Here is a 14372-nt window from a genome sequence, read left to right as displayed (position 1 = left end):
TTTTGAATTCTATTTAGAAATTATACATTTTGGGAAATTTGCTTCCAGTTATTGAATTTATGATAAGGTAATATTAATTATTTTTACTATTTACAGGTTTTTTATCATGCGCCTGCCAGTGAAAATTTTAATAGTAGAAATCTATGGGGGAAATGTTATGTGGATCATATTAGGTTTTATTGCAATCGCAGCAACACTAATTAATATTTATTTGTTTTCTGCAGGAAAGGATTATAAGCTCGCAATGGCTGCAGGCTTATCATTTACAGCACTCACACTTTGTGCAGAGATCAGCTTTGTAGCGGGGCAGGTAGCAAGAGAAGACTGGTCAGCTGTCAGGGAAGTCGTTAATTTTCAATGGGCACTGTGGGTATTAACAATTATTTCGATCATCCTGAATGTCTTACCAGTATTTTTAGAGCGTAAAGATCAGAAAAAAAGAATGAATGCTACTTCATCAAACAGAGTAGCAAATTGAAATATGTTTCAAGTGACAGAGATAACTCCTGCATCATTACGTTAAATGATGCGAGAGTTATCTAACTGGCGTTACAATTTACAGTTCTACAAAATAAATTGATGAATATACTTGTGATACCTCCACCTTCTTATTTCTAAGGAATTCGAACTTCAGCCCTCAAACGAATATAAACCAGTGTACGTATCCCCTTCCCAACTTCACAAACAGCATTCTTTGACAGAAAAAATAAATATTGACAGTCCATCTGCGTTTCGCTAATATAAAAACCAAGTATTTTTATCGGGATACTTCATAAACTCAATAAATCGTCTTATCAAGAGAGGTTGAGGGACTGGCCCAATGACACCTCGGCAGCAGACTGACTCATCAGTACTGTGCCAATTCCAGCAAGTGTTTCTTGATAGATAAGACTGGATTGATGTTTTTTCTTCCAGTTTATTTTTCTGACTGGAAGTTTTTTATGTTTAAAATTCATTTAGAGGAGGAAGTTTTGTGGACATTTTTTTAGTTAGTGTCAATTTATTCGTGTTAGCTGCTCTCATTATTTTTCTTTACGTTCTTAAAAAGAAGCACGTATCATTTTCGAAAAGGGTTTTACTTGGTTTGGCATTCGGGATTATCCTTGGATTTGCATTGCAATGGATCTATCCATCCGATTCTGCCGTTATTACGACGACGGCTGATTGGTTTAATTTGATTGGCGGTTCTTACATCAGGCTGTTACAGATGATCGCGATCCCGCTGGTTTTCATTTCAATTCTTGCGGCTTTTACGAAGCTGACTTTAACAAAGAATATCGGAAAAATCAGCGCACTCATTATCGGGATTTTGGTTGGAACGACTGCGATTGCAGCTGCTGTCGGGATTGCAACTACTGCTGGTTTTAACCTTGAAGCGATTCAAATCGAACAGGGTGAAGCGGAAACAGGACGCGCTGCTTCATTAGAAGAAACGTATGGCACAGTAGAGGATGTAACATTTCCGCAGCAAATCCTTGCTTTAGTTCCGTCAAATGTTTTCCTGGACTTCACAGGTGCACGCCCGACTTCCACGATTTCAGTTGTCATTTTCGCAGCTTTTCTTGGTCTGGCGTTCCTTGGTGTCAGAAGAAAACAGCCGGAACAGGCAGAATTATTTTCTAAGATTGTCGACTCTCTTTATGCGATCGTCATGCGCGTTGTGACATTAATTTTAAGATTAACGCCTTATGGTGTGCTTGCGGTCATGGCGAGAACGGTCGCCACAACAAACTTTGATGCCATAGTCAATCTCGGCAAATTTGTGATTGCTTCGTACGTTGCACTCGGTGTGGTCTTTATTATTCACTTGATCCTGCTGACAATCTCAGGCCTAAACCCAGTTACGTTTGTCAAAAAAGCATTTCCTGTTCTCGCTTTTGCGTTTACAACGCGCACAAGTGCCGGTGCTCTGCCGATGAACATCCGGACTCAGCAGAATTTAGGTGTAAAAGATGGGACGGCTAATTTTGCCGGCTCATTTGGATTATCTATCGGGCAAAACGGCTGTGCAGGTGTTTATCCTGCCATGCTCGCGATCATGATTGCGCCAACCGTCGGAATCAATCCTCTAACACCGTCGTTTATATTAACGGTCATCGCCGTTGTGGCAATCAGTTCCTTTGGTGTTGCAGGCGTTGGAGGCGGCGCAACCTTTGCTGCAATCCTTGTCCTGTCAGCCCTGAACCTTCCGATCGGCTTAGCGGGTCTGTTGATTTCCATTGAACCATTGATTGATATGGGAAGAACCGCTGTGAATGTGAGTGGCAGTATGACTGCCGGGGTGTTGACGAGTAAGGTGACGAATGAGTTAGATGTGGATCTGTATAATGACCGGTCTACGCGGGTTAGTGTGGAGGCTTAGAGATAGCGAATTAAAAGCAATGCTTATGCTTGCTCTTTGATTTATGTCACATATCCACTAATTACAAGTCGGCTATGGACTTCTATGTTTTTACGCAAAGGAAGTCTCCGTACCCAAGATATATTTACTGCAGATCGTTAACATTTAAAACGACCTTGAAAAGCATTGCACTTTTCAAGGTCGTTTTGTTTATTTCAATTGATTTGATAATGTCCAGACTAACATCTGACTATAATTAGCCTTCGATATCTTCCATATCATCAGGATAAACATACTTATCAAATTCTTCCCCAGTAGCTTCGTCTACAATAGAAACCGTAACTTTGGCTGAGTCAATGTCCTCTCCGTCATACACCTGATAAATCATTCCTGTCATTCCTAAAGTCAAAATACCAAATCCATCAAAGCTATTTTCAAAAGCTTCCTTCTCAACAGTTACAGTAAATTCGTCAAAAGAGTCATTATGAGATATATCTTTGATCGAAACAAAATCTTCACCTGTAATGAGCTCATTCAGTGACTCTTCCATACCAGCTTCGATTTCCTGCATCATTTCCTTATGATCTGATTTAGACATTTTATAGGTTAAAGAACCGTCATCATTTTTCGTTACATCTTTTGCACCATCTTCTTTTGCCTCAGCGATAAGCTGGTCAATATCTTGACCTTCAAACATTGAAGCTGGAAGTGTCAGTTCTACATTTAGTAACCCCTTGTCCACTTCCACAGATTGTTCCTCTTTGTTTTCCTTTGAATCCTCTGCTGTACCAGAACCGTTACTTGTATCTTCTTCTGATGAACAAGCTGCCAAAGCAAGCATTGAAATTAATAATAAAAGGTAGCTGAATTTTTTCATATTTAAGTAAACCCCCACATAATTCTAATTTATGTATTTTAACACCAGTACATGTTAGCACAAATTAGTGAAACATTATACCTATACTCTAGTATTTGTATAATTAACACTATTAAAGAAATGATTTTTTAAGTGAAAATTGTTTTATATAAATGCATTCTATCCCGTCCTTATGCCCTTTTCAAATTTTGAAATATGTAATGTAAAAATGGCATTCATACACTTAAATTATGAAAATCATAAAATTCAGTAAATTTTTTGGAAGAAAATAAGTAATAAAGTCTTTTATTTTTTCAAATTTGCTGTAACATTGTATCCGAAACAAATTATACCTATTAGGGGGATTTTATAATGGCTAAGAAAGATAAAGTAAAGAAGCCGATCTACAAACGCTGGTGGTTTGTAACAATTGCAGTGATTTTCGTCCTTGGTGCGATTGCAAATCTTGGTGACACGGAAGAAGTCGCAAATGATGTTGCTGAAGAAACTGAAGAGGTTGCTGAAGAAGTGGTAGAAGAAGTAGAGACTGAAGAAGCTTCAGCTGCAGAGGAAACTGAAGAGCCTGCGGAAGAGGAAGCAGTTGAGGATGACGTCCCAACTGAATTTAAGTCTGCTTTAACGAAAGCTCAGATGTACTCTGATAATATGTACATGTCAAAGGCTGGCCTTTTTGACCAATTGACTTCCGAATATGGAGAGCAATTCCCTGAAGACGCTGCCCAATATGCAATTGATAATGTTGACGCTGACTGGAATGAGAATGCCTTAAAATCAGGTGAAAACTATTCTGATTCAATGTATATGTCCAAAGCTGCAATCTTTGATCAACTTGTCTCAGAACATGGAGAACAATTCTTAGAAGAAGAAGCTCAGTATGCAATTGATAATATCCAGGCAGATTGGAATGAAAATGCACTTCAAAAAGCAAAGACATATCAGGATGACATGAGTATGTCGGTAGAAGCAATTCGTGATCAGTTAGTTTCTGAATATGGTGAACAGTTCACTCAAGAAGAAGCTGACTATGCGGTCAATAACTTAGAATAATATTAAAGGCATGTATCTGGGTAATTGTCCCGGATACATGTTTTTTATGAAAATAAATAATGAAACGTTCCTTGTGTCAGATACCATACACAATTTTGTTTAATTGTATAATGAAATAAATCGTTTGGAAGTTGCCTTTAACTCAGGGTACAGTTTTATCTATTACTTAGATTAATTTTCAACTAAAAATCATTTGTTCTGGCGTTGTCCAGCAGTGTTTTAGCATCAAACTCCTCTTCAACATCATCCCAATACCCTTTTACAAGGAGTGCCTCCGTATACATGGCAGGGAACATAACATTGTCCCTAAGACTCAGTATCCTTGAATGAGTTTGTGAAACTTGAATAAGTAAGGTATCTTCGTCTCTTTTTGCAATCACTCTTGGAAGCTGCTGATTTGTTATATCATAACCACACTTTTCGCACCTTACAATTTCATCAATCTGGATCGTAATGAAGTCGTCTGTCACCTCATGCTTTTCGGTCACATCTTCTATATATCTTCCTCCACACTTCGGACATTTCATATTTATTTCACCTTCTCTCCAGGTTCGCTCCATAAACTCTTTTCAGCTATATTCTGTAAAGTTATAGCAGGAGTTTCTCCATGGAATACAGATGTCTCAGATGTAAGTCGATTTAGGTATTGAGGATGGTATGTTCTAATGGCTACATCCGGCAGGTTTTCGTGTTTCAGATACGCAATCTGCCTGACAGTGCCTTCTCGTACTTTTGAAATCACAACACCAGGAAGATAAGTCTCAATCGCAGCATCGTATCTGGGACCAGTCAAAAATATGACGATATCAGGCTTTAATATGTTCAATTCCTCTTTAAAGATATTAAAATGCAGCTCCTGAATGCTTCTGGTCTCTTTATTTGGTCGCCCCCGCTTACCCGGCTTGCCCAATTTATAAATGTTGTTCCAAACAATGACGGAGTCAATATCACGTGGAAAAACCGACATTAACTTTTTTTGATATCTCCAAAACAAAGTCCGTTTTGCTTTTGTGTCTTTTGCCATAAAGTCAGCGTAGATATCCTGAAGCTGCTCTATTCCATACTTACCAAACTTTCCATTCCAGTCATTCGTCTCCTGACCCACGATCATGATTCTGCAACCGGCTTTTTTATACCCTTCCTCATCCGCTATTTTTAAAAGCAATGGATGCGTTGGCTTCAGCTCATCAGGCAATTGATCAACTGCTAACTTTAACTCTATCCAATGTTTTTTATAGAGTTGATATAATGCTTTATTTATCATCTGGAAACCTCCTTTAGTTAGAAAACAGCTTTTATCAAGCCCTCTATCTCTTTCTCTCTTGCTATATACGTTTCATCCAACAAAATGGAGCGAAATTTTATTATTTTTTATTTCCTTGAAGCAATAACATGAAGGCTTAATCAAAAAGAAACGCGTCGTCAAACCAACCGAAAGCGACCTGCGCCACATGTTCCAGGTACGCATGATCCTTGAAGGTCACGCCGCCAGAACCGCAGCCGCCTACATGACAGACGACGAACTCACCGCACTCGCCGAATGTATCCACATCGGCCGCACCGGCACCATCGAAGAAATCATGAAAGCCAACAAACAATTCCACGACTTAATTGTTCAAGCAAGTCGCAACCCCGTCATGATTGATATCATTGATCAGATGCAGTCAATTATTTATCTGTTCAGAAAAACGGTTGTGTACCATAAGAGACCTGGGTTGATTGATGAGCATGAGGAGATTTATAAAGCGATTAAGGATAGAGATGCTGAGAAGGCTGAGGAATTAATGAAGAAGCATTTGCAGGCGGATTTGGATTTTTCGGTGCATGTTTTGTGAGTGGGAATGGGAAAAGCGTTGATCGGGGGATCAACGCTTTTTTATTTACCCATTAGTTAATTGCAATCTGTTTTTTAACCTTTTGCAGTAATCGTTGTTAGGATCTTTATCTAAACCAAGTTCAAGGTATTTATTAGCATCTTCAAGCAAATCTAAACTCATAAGAATCCAACACAGCCTCGAACAATCAGTAGCATCAGCTTCTTTAATTCTTTCTTTCATTTTATCAGCTAATTTACTAAGTAATACATGTTGTTCTTCAATATCAAATCCAGTTAAATCTTGTGATTTAAGGTGGTTAATTTTATTTGCTGCTTCACTAATATCTTTAAAACTTACTGAAGGTATTAAACATTTTTCAACTAAAGCATGGATATATCCCGACCAGTTTTCATTTTGTTGATCAATAGAAGCTATTTTATCCCAAATTACAATTGATGCACTTTCATCATCAGAATATTCGAGGTAGTGTTCTAAATACAACCTTGATTTTCCTAATGGGTCTTCTTTACTGAATTCTTCGGACAAATTTGCAATCAAAATCCATGCTTTATAATAGTGTCTAGCGATAAACTCTAACATAGGCAAATTTTCTTCCAATGTTGTATGTTCACTCTTTATATTTCGTGCTAAATTTCTGAACAATCTATTCACTCTTGGTTCAATTCCATTTTTGATTTCATGCTTTTGAGCTGCACCAAAGAATTGCAATAATATAGTATCTGCTTCAACAAAGTTTTTAAAATGACTAATTGCAAGCTTTCTCTTTCCAAATATTGCAGCAGCTAATGGAACACTTAGAAAAATCTGTCCATCTTGTTCCGAAGTAAAAACCTCTATAAAAGATATCCTACTTAACTCGTCTATGGCTTCAGTGGTTTTTATCTTAATTCCTGATGAAGATGAACGTAACATTACTGCTTCAAGTGCTAATTGCGGTACAATTGATTTCCAGTTACATAATGTAAAAAACACTCTTTTAGCATCATCGGATAATAACAGATATGTTCTTTCAAATAGAGCATTGAGAATATCATCTCTATTAGTAATTATTCTATCGAAAGCCTTTACTTTACTTGATTTTGATCTTTCTCCAAGAATAATTTTGACTACATATGGATGACCTTCAGACTCTTGGTATAGCTCTTCATAAAAATTCTTATTTAGAAGTTCTGTAATTCCAAGTCTGTTTGCTGTAGACTCTGCTAATTCATCACATTCAGATTTGTTCATTCCAAATACTTCTATCGGGTAATCACCTTTGAACTCTCTATGTCTGGTAGTAATTAATACCTTGTTAGGATTTCTTATATAAGTATCTATAAAGTTAAACATTTCTACTGGGTTACTAACAGTTTCAAAGTTATCAAAAATAAAAAGAGTAGGTCCATATTCTTGGCACTCATTTAATTCCTTTGAAAATAAATCTATCTGCTTCTCATTTTTTTCTTTCAATACAAGTTTGTCTACTAAACCCCAATACTCCTTAACTATTTCTTTTAGAGTAGTTATGTCTGGAGCTACTTGTTTCGGACCCTCTTCTAGTAAATCAATATCCCTTGCACTGATCCAGATAATTAGTTTGAATCTCTCTTCGTTTTCCTTGGCAAGGGTTTGTAAAACATTTAGAGAAAGTGATGTTTTACCAATTCCTCCTCTACCCAGTAGAGTTATAATAGGATGTCTATCATTTTTTAATAACGATAAAAGTTCATCTTCTAATTCTGCTCTTTTAATGTACCCGTCACCCAGAAAAGGCATATTGGTAAAAGAACTACCTACTATATCTAATTCTTTTAAACTTTGTGTTTCACTACGCGGGAGTTCTGATACTGGTAATAAATATGATCTTGAGTCCAAATTAATAGTGCTGCCAGTAATATAAGATAATAATTCAAACTTTTTTTCTGTAAAACCACCATTAGCTATATGAAAGTCATTTAAATCTACAGTAGTTTCAAATAAATCAACCCTTCTTGGATGACCATCTAAAAAAATATAGATACCATTTGGATAATTATGTATATTAGTAGATTTTAAATAATTGAAACTATCTGCATTCGAAGAAATCTTTGAAACCCTATACTTACCTGATAAATTTCTGTGCAAAAATGCCCAAGGTTTTTTGAATAGTGAAAAATTATCTGTTACTAGCTTTATAGATTTCTCTAAAGGATCAACTATGGCGTTACACATCTCACCTGTGGTAGCTCCATGACCACGAGTTTTATTTCTTAACCTAGAAAATAAATCCAACCACTTTCGACTATCAACTTTATGAGGTAAGTCTTCACAATGAGGATCGACAACTTTAAGACAATTGTGGATGGATTTAACTGCCTCACTTTGCCAAGTATCTTGTTTTTTCTCTGTTAATTCTCGCAATTCCTCCCTAGCATCTTCATAAATATATTGTGCTGATGGTCCTACAATGGAATCGTTTACAACTTTAGCCCAACTTCCTAACCCGTCTGCTCTCACTAATTCATAGCAATGACGATACCTATGATTGTCTCTACTATCACTAATTGAAGCAACTATACCTAATGTGATTATTTTACAAACCATTTCACCTGTGTACATTAAATCATTAAAATAAGTTACATTAGATTCTTCTCTACCGTTTTCAGCTCTTAGCCACATTCTATCAATAGGTAAGAAACTCATTTAACTACCACTCCCTGTAATATTATTTTCTCTCATAAAATGAAATTTTATTTATTTTCTGATAATTAATGATAACATATAGATAGTTTATTTATACTTAATTTGTTTAATTTTTGTATTTTTAATAGGTATTTAATCATCAAAAAATTTAGATTGGAGGTTTTAATTTGTACAAAGAAAAATGGTATTACTCAGCATGGTTTATTTCCTTATTGATGGCGATGTGGTTTTTAGTCTTGCCTTTAGCAGCTGCAATTACTCTTTTAATCTTCCGCCAGAGAGAACTAAAAGAAGCCCGTTTAGAATGGGAGAAAAGTGGTTTTGAGGACTACAGTAAAATTAAGCAGTCAACTGATCAGTTAAAGACTGAATTGGATTCCTTATTAGCCCGAAAACAACTAATACTCGCTGAGCTTGAGGAGTTCTCTCCTTACAAAGATGATGTTGAATTAAAACAGAAGTTGAAGCAGCATAATGAACAATTGGAGAATGAAAAAGAAACTTTGGTTAATCAACTCCAGATGTTAAAAGACTTTAAAGAACTTGAAGAAAAGCATAAAGAAACCGAGTCTTCTCTTAATGAACTGTTAACATCAAAAGAGCAGGTATCAGAGACTGTCGATATTCTTAAGAGTGAAATTGTAGACCTGGAAGATGAAATCTCAATGCAGTCATTCGGGTTTTACAAGCCGAAATATGGTTTTGAAACTTCTGAGCTTTATCAGACTGCTCTGCAAGATCTTAGAAATGAACAAAAGAAACTCGTTAAAGAAAAACGCGCAACTAATCATTCTACTGAATGGACGATAAGCAATGATAAGAAAAAAGGAAGAGAGTTTATTTTAGATACTGTTAAATTAATTCTCAGAGCTTTTAACAATGAATGTGACAATGTGATTAGTAAAGTCAAATTCAATAATGTTGAAGCGAGTGAGAAAAGAATCTTAAAGATATTCTCTGAAGTCAATAAATTAACTGATATGCAGCATGTATCGATTACAACTGAATACTTAAACCTGAAGCTTAAGGAATTAAATCTGAAGTATGAATTTGAACAAAAGAAGCAGGAAGAAAAAGAAGAACAGGCAGCAATCAGAGAACAGATGCGAGAAGAAGCAAAGGCACTGAAGGAATTGGAGAAGGCTAAAGAGAAAGTAGAAAAGGAAGAAAAGCATTTTACTCTTGCTTTAGAGAAAGCTCAGCTTCAACTGGCGGAAGCCAATCCTGGTGAGCAAGATAAGTTACTGGATAAAATCAGAGAGCTGGAAAAACAGCTTGCTTTAACTCAGAAAAATAAAGAAGATGTGTTATACAGAACACAAAACACTAGGGCTGGCTATGTATATATCATTTCAAATATCGGCTCATTTGGAGAAAACGTCTATAAGATTGGAATGACCCGCCGATTAGAGCCTCTGGATCGTGTCAAAGAACTTGGTGACGCCTCTGTTCCATTCTTATTTGATGTCCATGCAATGATTTTCAGTGACGATGCACCAACCCTGGAAAACGCATTACACAGAACATTTACACACCGTCGTGTAAACCTCATTAATGAACGGAAAGAGTTCTTCAACGTTTCACTTACTGAGATTGAAACTGTTGTGAAAGAGAACCACAATAAAACAATTCAGTTTACTAAGCTTGCTATTGCTGAAGAGTATAGGCAGTCGGCTCAGATGGTTAAAGAATTGGTAAATGCATAAAGTTAAGAGCTCCCAATCATGATGAGAGGGAGCTCTTTTATAAAACCATGTAAATCTCATACTCACTATATTCTTAGGTAATTTCTTAGGTTTAAACAAATAATTTCATTTGGTCAAAAACACTTTTTAAATAAAAAACCAACATAAGCAATAACACCTATTTTACTATTATTTTCAGAAAACCATTTATAGGAGTAGGAAGGTTTTTGGCATATAAAGTATATTCTATTTCTATTATCTCTCCCTTACTATCTCTTGGGAAGAATACTCTAAGATCCTCATTGAATGCTAAAGTATCTAGCTTATGTCTAAGTTGACCTAATTCAGCTGTAACTTTAAAACCTTTATTTATTTCTGTGACATTAGGGTAATATAGCGAGTCTAGGTCTACATCTGGTCTAGGCCATAAATCATTGTTAGGTTCTTGATGAATTCTATCCATCACCCATATATTATGAGATAGTATTGTCAATACTATTGATACATCTTCTAAATATTGATTCCCTTCATTTCTAATAGTCAAATTTATTTTCTCAGATAATTCTTCTCCTATGTAATACAAGTCATCTTCGTAATAAGTTTCTTCAATATTCTCTAAATTCTTTACCAGTTCTTCAGTAGACCGTTGTTCATAAGGAGCATTACCAAAAAAGTTAGTGTACCCTACACCCACCTTACCTAAAATTGATAACTGATTTACTTCACTCGACTTTGTTTTCCTATCAGCAATTATTTTTTCTATTTGACTTCGAGCGTTTTCTGATGGCAGATCAATTTTTTCAACAACGTTAACACTAATCTCATTTTTTAAAGAGCTATTAAAACCAACCCATATATTTCTATCGAATTGTATCTTATCTTTGTGCTTTAAAATTTCGTCTAAATCCCTTCTTGTCATTCGTTCTTGTTGACTTCCCTTCCTTACAAAGCACTCGCCTTTTTTCAACCCTCTAAAATCTTTTCTCATCATATAGGGGGGATTATTACAGTGTGAAATTTCAATTATTCCAAACACCTTATCCTCTATTTCATGTGTATAGTAAGAGAATTCTATGCTTGGTTCAACGTTTTCACGAATAACTTGTTGAAAAGTGGCTTGATCAACTATTTCTCCCCTGTCTAAAGAAAAATATTCTTTAGTGCCGTCTGGCTTATCCTTTACTCCAATTACAATATGTCTTTCTCCATCAATAGGAGCATTGGCCATTGCCATAATATCTTTAATAAGATCTTGATACTTTTCTTTTCTATATTGTTCCTTCTTAAAATCTAGCTTTGTGCCTTCGCGCTCATATTTAATTAAAGTGTCAAGGTTGGCCACGATACTCTCCTCCTTCAATCCTATTTTCTAAAATATACCCCTGTTAGATACAAGAAAGAGAATCATAACATAGTGGCTATATTCAGTCTTCTATAAATAAACCCTTTTTCAATTATCTAGAATGAAAATGTGCCCACAATACATTAGAATAAGTTATTGAATTTTCTACTCCTATTTAGTGTTCCAACCCCGCAACCCCAAACCCACCAGGTCCCGAATGCGTCGAAATCATCCCGCCAGCCTGAATCCATCTCACGTTTCTAAATCCATTCTCCTTCGCAACTTCATCCATCCGCTGCTTGATCTCTTCATCAAGACCAATCGAGTAAATCAGGTAAAGCTGCTCTCGATCAATATCAAATTCCTTTAAGTAATCACTAAAAAGCTTCTCCGTCGCTCCGCTCATTTTCCCGCGGTATTTCTTTGTGGAGACGAGCTTGCCATCTTTTAGTTCTATACATGGCTTTATTTTCAGCAGTGCGCCAATCAGGGAAGCCATGTTGCTGACGCGGCCTCCTGCTTTTAGGAATTCCAGGCTGCCTGGGATGAAGGCGAGTTTTGATTTTGGAACGACTGCTTTTATTTTTTCAATTAAGTGTGACGGTTCGATGTCAGGTTCTTTTTCGAGACAGTCAGCGGTATATAAGACAACTGCTGCTAGTCCTCCGGTTACGTTTAGCGCGTCGATCAGGTGGAGGTCTTCGAATTCTTCTGCAGCGATGACTGCGTTTTGAAAGGATGAGGATGCCTGTGATGTGTAGCCGATATGTACGATGGTGCTGTCAGGGTGCTTTTCTTTGATTGATGTGAAAAATTCCTGGTACTCGTGAATATTCGTGGCGGTGGTGGAGGGTATTTTCTTCGTGCGGTCGTAGTAGTCATAGATGTCCTGGACTGGTAAAGTGCCGTCCAGATAATCTTTTCCGTCCATGATGATGTGCATGGGAACGACTTGCAGGTTGTACTTTTCAACTAGATCCTTCGGCAGGTCGGCGCCGCTTTCGGTTGATAGGATGATGTTAGGCATGGTAACTCCCCTTGTTATTATGATTTGTTGGCTTTAGTCTTAAGTCCATTGGAGCGTGTCAGATCCTTTTAAATGCAGTGATGCTTTTCCAGTAATATACTTTAACTATACAGGAGATGAATGGATTCGTAATGGGGTTAATTGAAAAAACTCCCTCTCGATGTGTGGAGAAGGAATTCTGTATGGTTATAATCCGGTAGTTATTGTACTTCCTGCACTTCTTCAGTGTTAAAGTCAACTGTATATTCCTTTATCACTTTTTCTTTGCCATTTACCTCTTCATACACTCTAATGAAGTATTTTGTTCCTTCTTCTTTATAATAATCAATTGTAAGCTTCTCTTTTTCTTCATCATTTAGCTGGTTATACACAAGAGCTTCCGCATCATCCTTAGATAAAATATTTTCTTCTTCTGCATATTGGTCACTAAGTGTATCGTCGCTATCTATTTCACCGTTTGATGTACTGTTATTACAACCGAATAATATAGCTGTCATCATCAGCATTCCTGATAAAAGAATAAAACTTCTTTTCAAAAAATCACCCCATCCTAAGTCTGTTACAATCTACTCCCTATTTAATAAATCAAACAAGGCAGTGTTAATACCACTTAAGTTATCACCTATCACCTCTAAAAGAGTCACACCCTGGGCCAGCGAAAAAGCAATAGTCACAGAGCTGATCGCGATGACAACCAGAGATAATACTTTTATTACTTCTAATATTCTATTGTCTGCTTTCATTTTCCTTTCTCCCCTTTTTATTGAAATACAGCCTAGTTTGATTTCGTCTAAATCATTTAAAAACCCTTTATTGTGATTCGTCATTTTTACAAGAAAAAACTCCTTCCCATTACGCGAGAAGGAGTTCTTTCTGGTTACTTGTTATTGCAAAACATGACTTACATCTATTAATGGTCCTCTTCATTTAATCTAAAAGATCATTTACTTTCTTTTCATCTTCTAAAAGCTCCCCGATCAGCTCTTTCAACTCATCTTCATCGTCAATGTCCAGCAGGTCTACACCATACACCTCTTCAAGGCTCTCTCTTGTCACTTGATACCCGTCCACTCCATTAGGCATTTCAAATTCAAAGCTGATCCAGCTCACATTTTGCAGCAACGTAAACAGATAAGAGGCATTGTGAATCATTGTTTCTTTCGCATCTAATGCTGATTCTTCCCAATCATATTTCACGGTAACCCCATATGGTTCGTCTTTTGTTTGAAGCTCTAACCCACTGAAGTACGCTTCTCCCTGTAAATGAATCACTGAATTCACTACTGCGCTGTTATCACCTACATATGAATCTTTATATTGGAATATATCAAAATCAGCCTTTTCAGCATTCGCGGTACAGCCGCTTAAAAAGAGCAAGATGAATAATGGAATGAATGAAAACTTATGTAATTTCTTCAGGTTAAACCCTCCTATAACCGTTCTCACATTTATTGTTTTCTATACAATGATCCTACTATCTCAGCTCACCTTATCTTACCATAAAATTCAAATTCTCAACTTTTTATAAGAACAAACCCGTGAATGGTAGAA

At 36.5% G+C, this 14372-nt stretch carries 13 protein-coding genes, 1 pseudogene and 1 riboswitch; of the genes and pseudogenes, 5 read left to right on the top strand and 9 right to left on the bottom strand.

Annotated features, from left to right (window positions below):
- Positions 1 to 157 precede the first annotated feature (157 nt).
- Positions 158 to 478 (top strand): hypothetical protein, encoded by a 321-nt coding sequence (locus UFB30_RS10270; protein ID WP_322421601.1) that lies wholly within the window; start codon positions 158 to 160, stop codon positions 476 to 478.
- 310 nt (positions 479 to 788) lie between these two features.
- Positions 789 to 892: riboswitch (SAM riboswitch) on the top strand.
- An 81-nt stretch (positions 893 to 973) separates the two neighbouring features.
- A complete protein-coding gene (locus UFB30_RS10265) occupies positions 974 to 2362 on the top strand; it encodes an L-cystine transporter (RefSeq protein ID WP_322421600.1) in 1389 nt (462 codons plus the stop codon).
- Positions 2363 to 2597: 235 nt separating this feature from the next.
- On the opposite strand, the gene UFB30_RS10260 is transcribed toward UFB30_RS10265, so the two are convergent.
- Positions 2598 to 3218 (bottom strand): hypothetical protein, encoded by a 621-nt coding sequence (locus UFB30_RS10260; protein WP_322421599.1) that lies wholly within the window; start codon positions 3216 to 3218, stop codon positions 2598 to 2600.
- Between the two features lie 351 nt (positions 3219 to 3569).
- On the opposite strand from UFB30_RS10260, the gene UFB30_RS10255 reads away from it, so the two are divergent.
- Positions 3570 to 4265 (top strand): Ltp family lipoprotein, encoded by a 696-nt coding sequence (locus tag UFB30_RS10255; RefSeq protein ID WP_322421598.1) that lies wholly within the window; start codon positions 3570 to 3572, stop codon positions 4263 to 4265.
- Between the two features lie 182 nt (positions 4266 to 4447).
- Here UFB30_RS10255 and UFB30_RS10250 read toward each other — a convergent pair whose 3' ends face one another.
- Together UFB30_RS10250 and UFB30_RS10245 are read right to left on the bottom strand one after the other, a co-directional pair.
- Positions 4448 to 4792 (bottom strand): hypothetical protein, encoded by a 345-nt coding sequence (locus UFB30_RS10250; RefSeq protein WP_322421597.1) that lies wholly within the window; start codon positions 4790 to 4792, stop codon positions 4448 to 4450.
- A gap of 2 nt (positions 4793 to 4794) precedes the next feature.
- The gene (locus UFB30_RS10245; protein ID WP_322421596.1) at positions 4795 to 5529 is read right to left on the bottom strand and encodes a uracil-DNA glycosylase family protein; all 735 of its coding nucleotides are present in this window, start codon (positions 5527 to 5529) and stop codon (positions 4795 to 4797) included.
- Positions 5530 to 5659: 130 nt separating this feature from the next.
- Between UFB30_RS10245 and UFB30_RS10240 the strand changes: the two are divergent.
- A pseudogene (locus UFB30_RS10240) lies at positions 5660 to 6100 on the top strand (GntR family transcriptional regulator); the annotation flags it as partial.
- Between the two features lie 45 nt (positions 6101 to 6145).
- On the opposite strand, the gene UFB30_RS10235 reads toward UFB30_RS10240, so the two are convergent.
- Complete coding sequence (locus tag UFB30_RS10235; protein WP_322421595.1) at positions 6146 to 8767, bottom strand: NB-ARC domain-containing protein; 2622 nt, start codon at positions 8765 to 8767, stop codon at positions 6146 to 6148.
- Between the two features lie 167 nt (positions 8768 to 8934).
- On the opposite strand from UFB30_RS10235, the gene UFB30_RS10230 reads away from it, so the two are divergent.
- The gene (locus UFB30_RS10230) at positions 8935 to 10473 is read left to right on the top strand and encodes an SNIPE associated domain-containing protein (RefSeq protein WP_322421594.1); all 1539 of its coding nucleotides are present in this window, start codon (positions 8935 to 8937) and stop codon (positions 10471 to 10473) included.
- A gap of 157 nt (positions 10474 to 10630) precedes the next feature.
- Here the strand turns inward: UFB30_RS10230 and UFB30_RS10225 are convergent, their stop codons facing one another.
- The 5 genes from UFB30_RS10225 to UFB30_RS10205 all read right to left on the bottom strand — a co-directional run bounded on the left by UFB30_RS10225 (position 10631) and on the right by UFB30_RS10205 (position 14267).
- Positions 10631 to 11794, bottom strand: coding sequence for an AlbA family DNA-binding domain-containing protein (locus UFB30_RS10225; RefSeq protein ID WP_322421593.1), 1164 nt, complete (start codon positions 11792 to 11794; stop codon positions 10631 to 10633).
- 175 nt (positions 11795 to 11969) lie between these two features.
- Positions 11970 to 12821, bottom strand: coding sequence for a DegV family protein (locus UFB30_RS10220; protein WP_322421592.1), 852 nt, complete (start codon positions 12819 to 12821; stop codon positions 11970 to 11972).
- 200 nt (positions 12822 to 13021) lie between these two features.
- Positions 13022 to 13357, bottom strand: a complete 336-nt coding sequence (locus tag UFB30_RS10215; RefSeq protein ID WP_322421591.1) for a hypothetical protein — start codon at positions 13355 to 13357, stop codon at positions 13022 to 13024.
- 30 nt (positions 13358 to 13387) lie between these two features.
- Complete coding sequence (locus UFB30_RS10210; RefSeq protein WP_322421590.1) at positions 13388 to 13648, bottom strand: hypothetical protein; 261 nt, start codon at positions 13646 to 13648, stop codon at positions 13388 to 13390.
- Positions 13649 to 13748: 100 nt separating this feature from the next.
- On the bottom strand, positions 13749 to 14267 hold the full coding sequence (locus tag UFB30_RS10205; protein ID WP_322421589.1) for a DUF4825 domain-containing protein: 519 nt from the start codon (positions 14265 to 14267) through the stop codon (positions 13749 to 13751).
- Positions 14268 to 14372: the final 105 nt, after the last annotated feature.

The organism is Jeotgalibacillus haloalkalitolerans, assembly GCF_034427455.1.
GTDB classification, from domain to species: domain Bacteria; phylum Bacillota; class Bacilli; order Bacillales; family Jeotgalibacillaceae; genus Jeotgalibacillus; species Jeotgalibacillus haloalkalitolerans.
The sequence above is the reverse complement of the archived record's forward strand: the minus strand, read 5'-3'. Positions and strand labels throughout refer to the sequence as shown.